Here is a 15611-nt window from a genome sequence, read left to right as displayed (position 1 = left end):
TATTGCCCTATTGGCTCGCCAGCAGCCGGCGCGCCGGATTGCCGGCATACGTACCTGGTGTCGTGATGTCCTTGGTCACGACAGATCCGGCGCCGATGACGACGTCGTCGGCAATCCTGACCGGCATGATCGTGGCGTTGGAGCCGATCGACACCCGGTTGCCGATCACGGTCTCGCGCCACAGCTCCTTGCGTCCGCGCGCCGGTCCGCCGGTGGAGAAGGTGTCGTTGACGAACATCACGCCGTGCCCGACGAAGCAGTCCTCGCCGATGGTGACGAGCTCGCAGATGAAGGCGTGCGACTGCACGCGGGTGCGCGCCCCGACCGCCACGCCCTTCTGGATTTCGGTGAAGGGCCCGACGAAGCAGTCGTCGCCGAGCTTGCAGCCATAGAGATTGCAGGGCTCGACGATCTTGACGCGTTCGCCGAACGCGACGTCGCGCACGCTGGCCTGATGCACGTCCGGTCGATTCACGAAACGACACCCAGCCGGCTCAACCGCGGCGTGAACCGCAGCGCAACTTCCTCGCCGGTCTCGATCGACTCATAGAGGGCCGAGATCAGTTCAAGGCTCTTGCGGCCCTCGAGCCCGTCGACCAACGCGGCGCGCTGGTTCTCCAGGCAATCGACCACGTGGTGATAATAGGCCTGATGGCCGAAGCCGTAGACGTTGGGCGGGTTGACCGAGAACTTCTCCACGACGTCCTTGTCCGACGGCAGTTCGTCGACAAAGCGCCAGTGCCGGATCTGGTTGACGGCGAAGCCGGAGATCTCGACGGTGCCCTTTTCGCCGAGGATCGACAGCGAGCCCTCGAGATCGGTCGGCCGCGCCGCAGTGGTCGCCTCGATGATGCCGAGCGCGCCGTTGCGGAACTTGAGCGTCGCCACAGCGGTGTCCTCGGTTTCGATATTGGCCAGCGCCGTCGTCGCCCGCGCATGCACGCTCACCACGTCACCGAAGAACCACTCCAGCATGTCGACATGGTGGCTCGCCTGGTTGGTCAGCACGCCGCCGTCATAGGCCCAGGTGCCGCGCCAATCGTCCTGGTCGTAATAGGCCTGGTCGCGGCACCAGCGGACCCGCACCGTCCCCAGGATGAGCTTGCCGAAGCGGCCGGCGTCGAGCGCCTCGCGCGCCTTGACCACCGGAACGTTGAAGCGGTTCTGCTTGACGATGAACATCTTCACGCCGGCCTCATCGCAAGCCCGGATCATGTCGTCGGCGTCCTGCAGCCGCAACGCCATCGGCTTCTCGACCACGACGTGCTTGCCGGCCTTCGCGCAGGCGATCACATGTGCGGGGTGCAGGCCACTCGGCGTCAGCACGGCAACCGCGTCGATATCCTTGCGTGCCAGGAATTCGTCCATGTCGTAATGGGCCGGAACAGCGAACTTCCCGGCAACCGCATCCGCCCGCGCGCGGATCGGATCGCAGACCGCAACCAGGCTTGCTCCCGCGATGTGATTGCCACCCAGGAGGTCGGAATGGCGCTTGGCGATACGCCCGCACCCGAGCAGGCCGAATCTGATCATGCAACAGGCCCTGTCTTGTCTCGCGGCCGACCGTTGCAGCCAGCCGAAAAGCCGAGGGAACAAGCGGCCCTGCGAGCCGCACGATAGCGTTCCATTACCCAGAAAACCCGGGTTAACGCAAGGCCACGCGATCAGGGACCCGATTCGGGTCGCCCGCGCCCGACACTCGCGCCTCGGAATGTCACGACGAACTGAACACTACGGGTGCGGAATCCCCCACCGGCCCGCCGGAGCCGCAACAGGATAATCCGAAAACACCGCATCCCGGCATCAAGACCACATCACACAAATTCAACCGCGCTCGGACGCGTCGCTGCAGCACACGAAATTTGTGCTATTGGGCGGGAGCAATAGAATGCCGTGTGGGCATCATTCTTGCCGTCCTGTTCGAGCCGTGCCATGTCCCTTGGTCCAAGACATAACATCGGTTGGCAATCGCGTGGGCTTAGTCTGCCGAATACGACAACCACCAATGAAACGGTCTCAACGCACAGTCCGACACGGCGGTAGATGAGAATGAACGATCGCGCTATTCAGCTGGAGCCCGGTTTCGGTTGGCGCCAGGCCAGACTTGCCCTGCTCGCCTATGCCCACATCGTGGTTTGCGCCGTTTCGCTGTATTGCATCACGATCACCAATTCCTTCCCGGCTGTCATCGGCTTTGAGAAGTCGCACCTGGCGGCAGCAATTCTGAACGTCGTGGCATTCAGCCCGGTCGTGATCCTGTTCGTAATCGGACGCTTCAGCTTTGGCTATCTCGTCGGCTTCTACTTCTACGTGATGGTCCTGGGCTATCTCTGGCTCATCGAATTCTCGTTACTCGATTACGATCACCGCCTGGCGCTTGCCTCGATCGTACTCTCGGCCTTTGCATTCCTCGCCCCAGCGCTGTTCATCACCAGCCCGGTGCGACAGGCTGTCGTGATGCCGGCCCGCGCGTTTCACATGATGCCATCCGCCATCCTGATCGGCTCAGCCGCCATCATCGGTATCGGCTCTCTCTATAGCCTCAAGCTAGTCAACCTCTCCGAGATGTACAAATACCGCGCGGAGGTGGCGTTGCCAGGTGTCCTGCAATACGCCGTCTGGATCGTCTCGAACGCCCTGTTGCCGCTCGCCTTTGCCTGCTTCGTCACCAGCAAGCGGATCTGGCAGGCAGGGATCGCCCTGCTGCTGATGCTTCTGTTCTACCCGATCATGCTGACCAAGATGGCGTTGTTTGCTCCGGTCTGGCTGCTGTTCCTCGCCGTCGTCTGCAAGCTGGTGGCCGAGGCCAGGCTCGCAACGATTCTGTCGTTCTTCCTGCCTGTCCTGATCGGCGTCATCTTGTTCGTCCTGGTCAAGGCCGAGGTGTTTCCGCTCACACCCGGATTGGTTTATTTCGGCACCGTCAACACCAGGATGGTTGCGATCCCGTCGCTCGCCCTTGAAATCTACAACAACTACTTCTCAGCGCACCCGCTGACCCATTTCTGCCAGATCAACGTGCTGAAGCTCGTGGTTCCATGCGCCTACAACGAGCCGATATGGGCCGTCATGGCCAGGTCCTACGATCTAGGCGCCTTCAATGCTTCGCTGTTCGCCACCGAAGGGATCGCTTCGGTCGGCCTCGTGCTGGCGCCGCTGTCCGCGCTGGGCTGCGGACTGATCATCGCTCTCGGCAACCGCCTGTCGGCCGGCTTGCCGTCGCAATTTGTGCTGCTCTCCGCCGGACTGCTTCCCCAGGTGCTCCTCAACGTGCCGCTTTCGACGGCTTTGCTGACGAACGGCACCGGGCTGCTGTTCCTGCTCTGGTACATCGCGCCACGGTCGGCCTTCGACCAGGCGCCGAAGGCCGCTGTGAGCGAAAATCTACAAGCGACAAGCACTGGCTAGCGCGGCGCTCCAAAGTTCGCCAGTCCGCCGTTCCCAGACAAGTCGTCCGGCGCGAGGGATCGCCGGAGCGCCTGCGAGATCCTCACGCGCGAATGATATTGTCCGCACGCCGAGGAAACTTTCCGCGGCAATCGACCAGCAGCGGAGCATGTGCGCGGAGCAGCTCATAGTCGAACTTGTCGTGGTCGGTCGCCAGGAGGACGCAGTCGAAGCCCCGTAAATTGTCCTCGGTGAGCGCGACGCTCGACAGGTCGAACGAATGCGCGCGCATCTTCGGGAACGCAGGGACGTGCGGATCGCTGTAGGCGACCTTGGCGCCGAGGTCGCGAAGCTTCTCCATCAATAGCACCGAAGGCGATTCACGAACGTCGTCGACATTCTTCTTGTAAGCGATACCGAGCACCAGGACCGAGCTGCCGCTGATCGACTTGTGTCGCTGATTGAGCGCCAGCGAGATCTTCGACACGACATATTCCGGCATTGAGGAATTGATCTCGCCAGCGAGCTCGATGAAGCGCGTATGCATACCATATTCCCGCGCCTTCCAGGTCAGGTAGAACGGGTCGATCGGAATGCAGTGGCCGCCGATGCCAGGGCCGGGATAGTACGGAACAAATCCGAACGGCTTGGTTGCCGCCGCGCGGATCACCTCGTGAATGTCGATCCCCATCTTGTCGGCGACCATCTTCATCTCGTTGACGAGACCGATATTCACCGAGCGGTGAATGTTCTCCAGCAGCTTCGTCAGTTCGGCGGCCTGCGTCGAGCTCACGGGAACGACTTTGTCGATCACCTGGCCATACAGGGCAATGCCAGCCTCCAGACATGCCGGCGTGCAGCCGCCACACACCTTCGGGATCGACCGGGTCGAGAAATTCTGGTTACCGGGATCTTCGCGTTCCGGTGAAAACACCAGAAACACATCATTCCCCACGGTGAAGCCGCGCTTCTCGATACGCGGTTTCAACTCCTCCTCGGTCGTGCCGGGATAAGTCGTGCTCTCGAGCGACAGCACCATTCCCTGATGCAGGTATGGCAGCAGCGACTCCGTCGTATCCAGCACGAAGCTGAGATCGGGCTCGCGATATTTATTGAGCGGGGTCGGAACGCACAGGATCAGCGCATCGACCTCCCGCGCGCGTGAGAAATCGGTCGTCGGCTCGAACCCAAGCTCCGTCGCATTGCGAATGCTGGCGCTCGAAATATGCTCGATGTAGGAGCGGCCTGCGTGGAGCGCGTCGACCTTGGTCTGGTCGATATCAAAGCCGATCACCTTGTAGCCCACCTCGCAATAGCGGAGCATCAAGGGCAAGCCGACATAGCCCAAACCGACGATGCCGATCTTGGCCGTTCTATCGTTGAGCTTTGCGATCAGTTCGGAATTCATTTTAGCACTCGTACGGGGTTGATACGGATAACCGGCCTGAGGAGCATCCAATTCGGCCTCTGATAGCGCCATAGTGGCAAAGCCACAACCCCGGAAGCCGCCCTCGGGGCCTCTTCAGGCGCTGCGGTACGCACCAGGCGGGAGTGTCGCTTGCGATTGCGGCGCTCCGACCGCAGCGTCGGCCGGCAAGGCTATCGAGGGCCGCCAACGCTCAACAGGCGCGTGACTTCATAGGCCGCACGACCAGTCCCATACTCGTCAATATCGCGTTGAACTGCATGGCCCGGCTGCTTCCATAGCCGGTTCCAACCGTGCGTGACCGTCTCCGTCCACTCCGTCTCGTCACGCAAGGTGATGCACGGGACGCGATGGAAATAAGCCTCCTTCTGCACCCCTCCCGAGTCCGTATAAACTTCAACCGCGTTGTGCAGAAGCTTAGCCATGTCGAGGTAACCGACCGGGTCGATAACCTTCAAGCCGTCTAGGTCGACCCCTAAAGCCAGGGCCGCCTGTCGCGTGCGTGGGTGGAGCGGGAGCACGACGGGAAACTTTCGTGACCGCTCCTGGAGGAATTGCACGACCGCCAGAAGCTGCTGCCGATCACCAGTGTTCTCGGCACGATGGATCGTCGCGAGCGCATAGGCCTTCGGGGCGAGCCCGAGACCGGTCAATATCGTCGAGCTCTTCTCTGCTTTGCCGGTCACGAACAAGGTCGCATCGTACATGACGTCACCGACATGATGGACGCCGGCGGTTACGCCTTCGGCGGCTAGGTTGGCGACGGCAGTCGCCGTCGGACAGAGATGCAGAGCGGAGAGATGGTCCGTTACCAGCCGATTGATCTCCTCCGGCATGCGGCGGTTGAACGATCGAAGTCCCGCCTCGACATGCGCGACCGGAATATGCAACTTCGACGCCGCGAGAGAGCCGGCCAGCGTCGAATTGGTGTCGCCGTAGACGACGACCCAGTCCGGCTTCTCGGCGAGCATGATCGGCTCGATCGCCATCAGCATGCGGCCCGTCATATCGCCATGGCCGCCGCCGTGGATATCGAGATGATGGCGCGGCCGCGGAATGTCCAGCTCTTCGAAGAAGACGTCCGACATGTTCGGATCGAAATGCTGGCCAGTGTGCACCATCACTTCCGAGAGCCCATCGGTCGCGCGGATCGCGCGACTGACGGCCGCCGCCTTGATGAACTGGGGCCGAGCACCAACGATGGTCAATATCTTCAGCGTCATGGCTTCACGAGCGGTGTTGCGTCTCGGCCAGACGATGATCCGGCACATCAAGAGAATTCGCGGATATCATCCTATGCAGCCCTGCCCCGAACTGCACAAATCGCCGCAAATCCACGCGGGATGCGAGACGATCCAGTTCAGGAACGATATCGACGGAAGGCGTGTTCGGATTCACGATCTCGAACTTCGGCTCGACGCCGAGCTCCCGACCAATCGCATTCGCGATCTGGCGGATCGAGAGCACCTCTGAGTTTGCCACGTTCAGCGTGTCCGTCCATGACGAAGCAATGCTTGCGAGAATGACCTCGACAATGTCGTCGATGAAGGTGGGCGCGAGGCGAATTCCATCCTTGCTGCCCGAGAGCTGGATCGCCGCGCCGTCCCGGATCCTGCTTATCAGCTGCGGAATCAGCCTGTCGTGTTGACCCGGGCCGTACGGAAAGAACAACCTCAGAGTATTCACGGAAAAGATACTGGAGAACGGCTTCGCGACGATTTCAGAAGCTAGCTTGCTTGCGCCGAGGAATCCGGAAGGCGCTAAGGCGACATCCTCGCGCAGAGCTCCCGTAAACGGCTCGTACACCGCCCCCGACGAAAGCAGGCAGAAGTGCTTGGCCGCGGCCCGAGCCGCCCAATCCAGCAGCCGCATCGTCATGTTGACGTTGACGTCGAACATCTCGCGCGAGTCAGCTGGAAAATTGCGGTAGCGCCTCGATTGAGCGGCATGGACGACAACATCTATCATCTTTGGGAAACTGGAATCCTCGATCGCCGTCGCTCCATCCCAAACCACGGCCGTTCCGAACGCGACCGACGTTCCTGGCCGGCAAACGCAGAAAAGCTCGTGTCCCTCGGCCACCAACCGGGGCCCGAGGGCAGAACCGACAAACCCGGTACAGCCTGTCAATAATATCCGCATGCCGTGTCAGACCGTTGGCTTCGTCAGCAAAACGGAGATCCCGTTCGGATTGGAGTCGTTGAAGGTGTAGCTCTTGACCCCGAGTTCCTTCATCCAGCCTGCAACCTCCTCATCGCTATGCTGCCAGGCGTTGTGCGGATGATACCAATCGAAGTTGACCATGTTGTTCGTTTCGTAGTCGAACGCCTCGTTCCAGAAACACTTCAGGAAGTTGTAGTACAGCAATCGCTGGACGTTGTGCGTTCCTGCGGGAATTCCAAGCACCGGAATCGGCTTCTCCAGCGTGATCGTGGCATTCAGCCGTGACAATTCACGGCCCAGCTCCGTGATGCCTTCGCAGGCCGCATAGCACTCCTCCGCGGAGAGCAGCATGAAATTCTGGCGGATATGATCGTCGGCGAATACCCGCGCGGCTCCCATCTTCCGATAGACGTAGAAGAAGAATTGGCCGCCGGGCCTGACCTTTCGATACAGGGCTTCTACCGCCGCCCGGGTGTTCGGCGTGTGATGCAGCACCCCGTCCGCGATGATGAAGTCAAACGTATCATCGGGGAAGGGCGCTTCCATCAAGTCGGCCTGAACGACCGAACAGTTCTCGAGATCACGGGTGTTCTCGAATGTCGTCAATGCCGCGTCGGACACGTCGAGCGCAAACACCTCGCCCGGGCAGTTCTCGGCGATGAACCGGGTGTTGAAGCCCGACCCCGGACCAACCTCGAGCACGCGCTGCTTGGACCGGTAGAACGCCTTCAAGGCGTCCAGATCGGGCAGCCCGAGCTTCTTGCAATACCAACCAAACAGGAATTCCTTGTGCTCGGGTTGCAGTCCGTATTGCTTGAAGCGGCGCCACTTGTCCGAGAAGGTCTGGTTCGTCTTGGCCTGCTCATGGGCCTCCGGCCGGCTCTGCGCGGTCGCCGGCTTCGGCAAGCCGTAGCGCGAGCAGAACTCGCTCAGGTCGGGCTGCATCGGGCCGCTCAGGAAGCAGGGAACCCCTTGCAGGATCGGATACCACAGCGATGCATCGGGCGTCCGAAGGATGCCTTCGATAATCTGGCCGTCCTGTTGCGTGAAAGCCTCGAGCTGAAGCTCCATTCCGTTCGGACGGAGACGTGAAGACGCAACGGTTCGCATAAATCTAGCTCCTACAACTGCAACTAATGGAGGGCACCGCCATAGGCGCCGTGTTGCTTGCACCAGGACTCGAAGCTGAGCAAACACCAGATCAGCGCGACATGGCTTGCCCTGTCTTCGAAATGTTCGTTCAGAATCCGACGTACGAAGTCATACTGGAGCACGCCGCGCTGCCTGATGCGGGATTCAGAAAGTTGCTCCTCGATCCATGAGCGCAGAATGCCCCTGTACCAAGATGCGTCCGGAGGACCAAATCCCATCTTCGGTTTCCGGTAGATCGTATCGGGCACCAGCGGCCGGACGGCTTCGCGAAACAGGATCTTCCCCGTGGAGCCGTCGGACAGCAGGCTCCAGTCCACGTTGAGCAGATAGTCGACCAGCTCGTTATCAAGCAGCGGCACCCTCGCCTCAAGGGAATGCGCCATCGACAGCTTGTCTTCCAGAGCCAGAAGGCCTGGAAGGTAGGTGGTCATATCGACGTGCATGATGACGTCCCAAGGGTCTTGCGACGGAACCGAGCCGATCGCATCTCCGATCGCGGCGAGCGGATCGAAACCTCCCGCGGCTCGCAAGAACTCCGGCGTAAAGGCATCCTTGATGCGCTCCGCCGAGATCGGGACATTGAGGCTTGCCCGGTAGAGGGCAAAGGCATCGCTTGAGGCCGCCCGACCCGCCGCTCCGGCGCGAAGACGCTGAAGGGCACGTCGCATCAGGGAAGCCGGAGCCGCCCTCGGCACAATGGCATATCTGCCGACATATCCTCCGGTGACTTCGTCACCGCCCGTACCCGACAGAACGACCTTGGCGTCCTGAGCGACGCGTTGCGCGATCAGATAATTCACATAGGCCATTCCCATGCGAGGATATTCGATCGCGCCGACCGTCGCATCCAGGTGACGGACCAGCGCGTCCTGCGGCACCATGAGTTCGACGCGTTCGATATTGAGCTGCTTTGCGACCGCCCTCGAGAACTCGCGCTCATCGACAAATTTGTCGACGCCGACATTCTCGAGATCGAAGATGCACGAATAGGCGCGGACCACCGGATCGATCTGGTGCGCACCAGCCGTGATTGCCGAACTGTCGATGCCGCCCGATAGATACGCCATCACCGGAACGTCCGCGGCCAACTGTCTCCGCAACGCGGACTGCAATATCTCGCCAAACTCGCCCGAGGCCCGTGCCAAACCGGGCGAGTATTTGCGATGATAGGACGGCGACCAATAGGTGCCGCTCGAACTTCCACTCGCCGCAAATCGCTCGAAGGTACCCGGCTTGAGGAGACGAACGCCGCGGAACGGCGTGCGCCCTCCCCAATTGTTCATCAGCGTGAAGTACTCCAGGGTTGCCGACGCATCGAACTGCTTGTCGATCAACCCACTGGCGTAGAGCGCACGCACCTCCGAGCCGAAGACGAGACCCTTGCCGGGCAGTTCCGCGACGTAGAGCGGCTTGATCCCGTACCGGTCGCGGGCGATCGCCAGCTCACGCTGCCGCTCGTCCCAGATCGCGCAGGCGAACATGCCGTTCAGCCTGCTGAACAGCCCGTCCTTCCACTGCTCCCAGCCATGCACCAGAACCTCGGTGTCCGAGTGGTCCGTCGCAAAGACATGGCCGGCGGCCTCGAGCTGCTTTCTGAGCTCGCGGTGATTGTAGATCTCGCCGTTGAAGACGACCCATACGGTGCCGTCCTCGTTGCTCATCGGCTGGTGGCCCGAGACAAGATCGACGATCGCAAGTCGGCGGAAGCCCAATGCTACGTCGGGCGAGGCATAGTAGCCGTCGTCATCCGGACCGCGGTGCTCGATGCTGGCCGCCATGCGGCGGATGCGCTCGTCCGCGTCCGGACAAGAGCCAAAATGCAAAATGCCTGAAATGCCGCACATCTGAATCTACCCGACCTCGACGCCAGCGGGCGCCAGCACGAACGTACTGTCGGGGCTGCGATAGGCCTCGATCATCGCCCCGGCAATGTGGTCGGGATCGTGCCATCGCTCGACATAACGACGAGATCGCTTTCCCAGCTCGGTCCATTCGGCCCGGCGCTCGAGAATGGACGCAAGATCTTCCGTGAGCCGTGCGGGATCGACGTTCAGGATCGCAAGATCATCCCGCATGGCCGGCGGGATGAATTGCAGGTCGTTTTCCCTGACGTAGCAAACCACTGGCTTTCCCATCGCCATCATCTCGACAGCAAAGCCGCCGTACCAACCCGCAAGCACCTGGTCAATGGCAAGATCGGCCGACCTGTAGATGGCCATCGCCTCTTCGTGGGTCTTCTTTTCGACCAGGATCAGCTCGAAGTCGAACCGGGATTTCAGGCGCTCAAGCGCATCGAGGATCATCTGGGTGCCCTTGATACTCGGATCGCTCGGCGCGTGGACGATCCTCGGCCTGCCTTCGGCGCGGGGATACTCGGGCGAGAAATGACTGATCTCCACGTTGGCGTAGGGGAGAAACTGCCCGCCCGGAACGACGTGCCCCAGTTCCGGATTGAGATAGAACACGCGGTCGAACAGCGGCAGCACACGATCGATCAAGCGGGACCGGCGCGCATCCAGTGACGCGACGCAGGTTTCAAAGGCTGAGCAACGCCCGCTGGCACACATAGTCCACTGATTTCGCCGATTGCCCTCCCCCGCCAGCCTTGCGTCGCATCCCTGCAGGGTCATGAACCGCTTCCTGCCCAGCCCCTTGGCCAGCTGGAGATCGATCGTCACCAGCCGCTTCAGCAGCGGTCCCATCCGGCCCACGCCCTCGAATGCATAGCCCGTGTACAGGAATGTCGTGCCGAAATAGTAGTGGAGCACGTCGTAGCGAAGCAGCGCGGACAATCCGAACCACGCGCTACGCGCTGCTTTCTGAAACTCGGTTGCCGTTTCGTCATACAGCACCTTGTCCGCCGGATAGCGAAACCAGGTTCCGCTGCGAACGACCAGGTCGCTGCTGTTGCCGCGCCTGCGCTCGGCACGCGAGAGCGACCAGGGCTGATTGCCGATATTGAAGGGGCCGTGAAGGATTTTCATCTTGTTAAGCAAATAAGACTGGCCGTGCCGTTAGCCTTGGTGATCGCCATGATGCCCACGCGCGGCTTCGATCTGCCGTTGATACGCAGTCAATTGCAACTCGACGATTCTCGCCGCGGAGTGATACTGCCGGATCCAGTCTGCACCGGCCGCGCCGATCCGATGCCGGTCGTCCTGATCGGCCACGATCCGGAGAAGCGCGTCGGCAATCTCACTCTCCGTCGATGCCGACAGGATGGGAGGAGCTTCGGAGAAGAAATCCCTCGCCATGCCCGAATCCACGTTCGTGATGACGCGCCTTCCGAGCGCCAGCGCTTCGAAGGTGATGCCACCGAATGACGGGAGAACGAACTGATCCAGCACGGCGTGGCTGCGAAGATATGTTCTCCAAAGCTCCGGTTTGCGCATCGGCGCAAGCCACTCCACCCTGTTATCGAGACCCAGGCTCCGTATCAGCTCCCGCGAGGCGTCGAGGTCGCGTCCCCAGGCGATCATCACAAGTCGCAGCGCCGGCGCCTGCTGCACCACGCTCGCAAAGGCGTGGATCAACCGATCATTGCCCTTCACGAGGCTGGGGTCCGCGTCGCGCCAATCATGACGGGTCGGGTGAAATACAACGACACCGTCGCCGGGAGGCCGGATCGCGCTATTCTGCTTCCCGAATTCTATGAGTTTCGTGTCGTCGAAGGCGTGCGGAAGCGGCGTAATCCGATCCGGCGGCACGCCGAGCCGCCGCGCGGCAGGTACGCAATCGATATTGGTGACGAAAACGTGGTCAGCTCCAAGGAACACGGTGGCGGTCAGCCGCCCGAGGCTATCGTCCTGAAATGGAAGCGCCCGCAACGTTCCATGCTCATATCCGAAGTAAGGGCGCTGGGCGAGCAGCGGCCAAGCACCATCGGTTGCGTAAGCCTGGATGACGTCGAACTGATCCAGCAGACCGACGAGCGGCGCGAGCCGCGCCCGGTAGCTGGCGAAATCGGCAGCGCTCGGCGGTGAAGCCGGCGCGCTGCCTTGCCGCCATACCGCCGCAAGCCGCATCTGCTCCGGATCATCCTTTGCCAGCACGCGCCTCAGGAAGAGATCGCGGGCCATCGCAGGCGATCTGCGAATCCGCCGTGCTATCTTCTGGCCAAGACGAGTCGCGCGGACGGACAGCGTCTGCCCGCTCACGGATTGCCGGGCGCGATCCAGCGCGCGTCGAACTTCATCGGCTTGGTCCGACTGCCCGCCAACCTCGGCGGCAATCATCGAGCAACACAGTTTCAGAGGCCCGGAAGCAAACCATCGCGGCCGCCGGTAGCCCCCGAGATTGACCTTGGTCCACTCGGGAAAGAACGGATCTCCGAGGTCCCCCTCGAACACCGCCTCCTCCCATTCAGGGCAAGCCATGATGTGATAGTTTTCATAGGCGATGACATAGGCATCTATGCCGTGTTGGCGCTGAATCCTGGCATTGTTGAACGCATTGTTCGCGATGTTGCCGAGGTGCAGCACACGCAGCGCCCGCCCATGCTCTTGCTGAAAACGCCGATGCCAATCGACGCCTTGCGGCTGCGGCCGTAGCGACGACATCATTGCGGCGAAAGCGTCGACTGACGTCACCAGAAGCGCCTTTGCGGGTCGGTCATCAGGGTATCGTCCTCGCGAGCGCACCGACATCGTCCGGAGCAGACTGCCGCGTGACCTGGAACGGATGCTCCCAATTCGCGGCGACAGCAATAGCGTTGCGGCGAGCTTCCTCCTGATCCTGGGCGATCCGAATGCGGTCAACGACGTTCGGGGGGAAATTTGCGGTCTCTCGATAGAGTTGACCCAGTCGTGCAGCGATGGCGGAGATGCCGTGCCACCGCTCGACATAGCGCCGTCCCTGCTCGCCGATCCTGCGAAGGCGCTCCCGATTGCGGAGGATCCACAGCAATGCCTGCTCGAGCTCGTCCGGAGTTGCGTTGATGATCGGGCATTCCTCCGGCGCCTCGACCAGATCCGGACTTCTAACGAAGCTCAGGACCGGCTTGCCGAGCGCCATCGCTTCGAGCGCGGTGTAGCCGTACGCGCCGCCGATGAACTGATCCGCCACGATGTCGGATTGCGCGAAAAGCTCGATCACCTGGCTGTTCGGCACGCCCTGGACCTTGCAATATTCGATATCGTACCCCTGCAGCTTCAGCCGGTCGATGGTCCGCTCCAGGTATTTCGAGCCCTTGAAGTGCGTGTGGTTTGGCGCGTGCGCGACGCGCAGCGGACCGGACAGCGCGTCAGGGAGAACCGCACTCAACCGATCCAGATCGAGCGGCCAGTAGTTGATATGTTTTGCCGTCGGCATGTAGGTCAGCATGTCACCGAGCGAGACCAGGGCCGTCACGTTCCTGGCCACTTCCGAAATATAGCGCTGAGCCTCTGCGTCGTGACAGGTGCAGTATTTCGGCGCTTCCGTGCAATCGACGCAGAAATTCCATCGGCCGAGCGCTAGGGTCGCCTGCCGGGTGCGGACATCGGCACCATACGCATAGATATAGACCCGCTTGCGCGCCCGTCGCAGCGCGGCAAGCTCCTCGAAGTTGATCTGCAAGCGCTGCGTTGAATCAAGCAGCCCGCGGTCGGCGAAGAAGTGAAACACGTCATATCGCATCAAGGCCCACGCGAGCACCACGCGCTGGAATGCGAGCCCCAGGGCGAAGCTGAGCGCCCGAACGTAGGGACGCTGGAGATTCAGGTCGAAGCGCGACATGATGACGTAGGTTACGTAGACAAGAGACGTCGACCGGAAGCCGAGCATCCGGTCAGCCCTGGCCTTAAGCTCCAAGGTCAGGATCGGCGTTACGCCCCACAAGGTCCTGGGTCGTCCGCGCCGCAACCGCATGGCTCCGGCTATGGGAGCGACGTAGGTCGCAAGCTTTAGAATGGCGATCGAAACTCCCGTTGCGACCAGCCTGAGAAGCTTCAGCGGCAGCGCGTGGAATTTGCGGCGCACGACGGCTCCCCGCCCCGGCGATCTCGCGATCGACCAGGTCGTGAGCATCCAGACCCGAACGCTCCGCGGCAAAACCTGCCGCGCGAGCGATCTCAGTCGATCCTTCATTGCGTGGATCCGCGCTGCAGCGGCTTTTTTGGAGACAGGCTCTCGTAGAGCGAAACGACCTTCTGCCATTCCGACTTTGCATCGAGCTTTGCGAGGGTCGTCCGCGTGCTCGCCTTGAAGTCTGCCCGGAGCTGCTTGTCCTGGACCATGCGGTTGATCGATTCCGCGATGGAACGCGGATCGTAGGGATCGAACGTCAACCCGACCGCGTTCTCCTCGACAAGACGCTTCGCTTCCGCGTAGTGCGCAACGAGGACGGGGAGATCGGCGGCCAGGTATTCGAAGATCTTGTTGGGGAGCGCAAAGGTGAAGTTGCGGCACAGCGCCGGCAATGTCCAAATGCCGGCATCTGCGCCGCGGGCGGCCGCGACAACGTCCTTCGACGGCACCGGCGGAGCAAGCACCACCCTGCCCTCCACGTCGACGCGCTGTGCCAATGCCAGATAGTCGGGCCCGAACAGATCCAGCGAAGGCCCCCGGATGACGAAAACACAGTCGGGTACATAAGCAAGGGCTTCGATGATCGGCTCGATCAGGCGCGTCGGGCCGGTTCCTCCCTGCCACAGCAGCACGAAGGTCGATTCCGGCAGCCCCAGTTGCTGCTTCAGCGGCGGATACGCGCGCGTCGGCGTAACCGCGATATCCGGAATGTTACGGACCACGACGGGGCGGCTGCCGCCGAGCTCGGCCTTCATCGCATCCGCGATCGAGTCGCACACCGTGATGGTGGCCGACGCCTCGTTGAGACAACGAACCTCCAGCTCCTGCAGCGCCCGCTTCCACTCCGGCGGATACGGCGCCCAGGCGGACTGCTTCGTGCTCCAATGAACGTTCTCCGAGAACCATTCGTGGAAGTCGACCACGAGGTGTGCGCCACGGTATTTTGCGGCCGCCATCGCGGCATAGGCCGTGGAGAGATCATGCGCATGGAACGCAAATGGCTTCCTCTTCACCGCTTCCAGGTAGAGCTGTTCCGCAATGTAACCCGGCTGCTCGCTCATGAACGTCGCGGCCGTCCAATCGGCGTGCTGAATATGGACGCGCGGTCCCCAATCAAGATTGAAGGTTGCCCCTGCCCCCTTCGCAGGCTCGGGGCAGATCACCGTCACGTCATATCCGGCGGCGCCGAGCGCGCGGGCTTCTCTTTCAACCCGGGGGTCCACACGCAGATCGGAGACGACGAGCATCACCACCTCGCGACCAGAGGCAGATCGGCCAATCTGCCTGTTTCGCGACGTCGCGTCGGCCGCATCGGACATCTTCGGGATTCGCGCCTGCACGAACTGTGCGCGGCGGACCACGAGCTGTGAGACCAGCACATTCCACCGGCCAAAACCGAAATAGAATACGGGACGCAGCGCGCGGAAAAGCGGAGGATACTGCTTGATGAAAGATGATATCTGCTTGAGCATCATTC

Annotated in this window: 12 protein-coding genes; 1 reads left to right on the top strand and 11 read right to left on the bottom strand. The window is 61.5% G+C overall.

The window, feature by feature from the left end:
- Positions 1–7: 7 nt before the first annotated feature.
- Complete coding sequence (locus ACTUWL_RS27865; RefSeq protein WP_035652274.1) at positions 8–475, bottom strand: acyltransferase; 468 nt, start codon at positions 473–475, stop codon at positions 8–10.
- A complete protein-coding gene (locus ACTUWL_RS27860) occupies positions 472–1533 on the bottom strand; it encodes a Gfo/Idh/MocA family protein (protein WP_021080494.1) in 1062 nt (353 codons plus the stop codon). The genes ACTUWL_RS27865 and ACTUWL_RS27860 overlap by 4 nt, the downstream gene beginning before the upstream one ends.
- A 516-nt stretch (positions 1534–2049) precedes the next feature.
- On the opposite strand from ACTUWL_RS27860, the gene ACTUWL_RS27855 reads away from it, so the two are divergent.
- Positions 2050–3408, top strand: coding sequence for a hypothetical protein (locus tag ACTUWL_RS27855; RefSeq protein WP_021080493.1), 1359 nt, complete (start codon positions 2050–2052; stop codon positions 3406–3408).
- A gap of 82 nt (positions 3409–3490) precedes the next feature.
- Here the strand turns inward: ACTUWL_RS27855 and ACTUWL_RS27850 are convergent, their stop codons facing one another.
- The 9 genes from ACTUWL_RS27850 to ACTUWL_RS27810 form a co-directional block, all read right to left on the bottom strand.
- A complete protein-coding gene (locus tag ACTUWL_RS27850; protein WP_021080492.1) occupies positions 3491–4795 on the bottom strand; it encodes a nucleotide sugar dehydrogenase in 1305 nt (434 codons plus the stop codon).
- A 191-nt stretch (positions 4796–4986) separates the two neighbouring features.
- Positions 4987–6036, bottom strand: a complete 1050-nt coding sequence (gene wecB / locus ACTUWL_RS27845) for a non-hydrolyzing UDP-N-acetylglucosamine 2-epimerase (protein ID WP_021080491.1) — start codon at positions 6034–6036, stop codon at positions 4987–4989.
- A gap of 4 nt (positions 6037–6040) precedes the next feature.
- The gene (locus ACTUWL_RS27840; protein ID WP_448212475.1) at positions 6041–6895 is read right to left on the bottom strand and encodes an NAD-dependent epimerase/dehydratase family protein; all 855 of its coding nucleotides are present in this window, start codon (positions 6893–6895) and stop codon (positions 6041–6043) included.
- Positions 6896–6961: 66 nt separating this feature from the next.
- Complete coding sequence (locus ACTUWL_RS27835; protein WP_146160343.1) at positions 6962–8149, bottom strand: class I SAM-dependent methyltransferase; 1188 nt, start codon at positions 8147–8149, stop codon at positions 6962–6964.
- Positions 8110–9972, bottom strand: coding sequence for an asparagine synthase (glutamine-hydrolyzing) (gene asnB / locus ACTUWL_RS27830; protein WP_021080488.1), 1863 nt, complete (start codon positions 9970–9972; stop codon positions 8110–8112). Before asnB ends, ACTUWL_RS27835 begins: the two co-directional genes overlap by 40 nt.
- Positions 9973–9978: 6 nt before the next feature.
- On the bottom strand, positions 9979–11112 hold the full coding sequence (locus ACTUWL_RS27825; RefSeq protein ID WP_021080487.1) for a glycosyltransferase: 1134 nt from the start codon (positions 11110–11112) through the stop codon (positions 9979–9981).
- Between the two features lie 30 nt (positions 11113–11142).
- On the bottom strand, positions 11143–12717 hold the full coding sequence (locus ACTUWL_RS27820; RefSeq protein ID WP_021080486.1) for a glycosyltransferase family 4 protein: 1575 nt from the start codon (positions 12715–12717) through the stop codon (positions 11143–11145).
- Between the two features lie 25 nt (positions 12718–12742).
- The gene (locus ACTUWL_RS27815) at positions 12743–14194 is read right to left on the bottom strand and encodes a glycosyltransferase (RefSeq protein ID WP_021080485.1); all 1452 of its coding nucleotides are present in this window, start codon (positions 14192–14194) and stop codon (positions 12743–12745) included.
- Positions 14191–15609, bottom strand: coding sequence for a glycosyltransferase family 4 protein (locus ACTUWL_RS27810; protein WP_021080484.1), 1419 nt, complete (start codon positions 15607–15609; stop codon positions 14191–14193). Before ACTUWL_RS27810 ends, ACTUWL_RS27815 begins: the two co-directional genes overlap by 4 nt.
- Positions 15610–15611 lie beyond the last annotated feature (2 nt).

The organism is Bradyrhizobium sp. WCU1, assembly GCF_053474805.1.
Note: the sequence above shows the minus strand (reverse complement) of the source record. Positions and strands in the feature narration are given on the sequence as shown.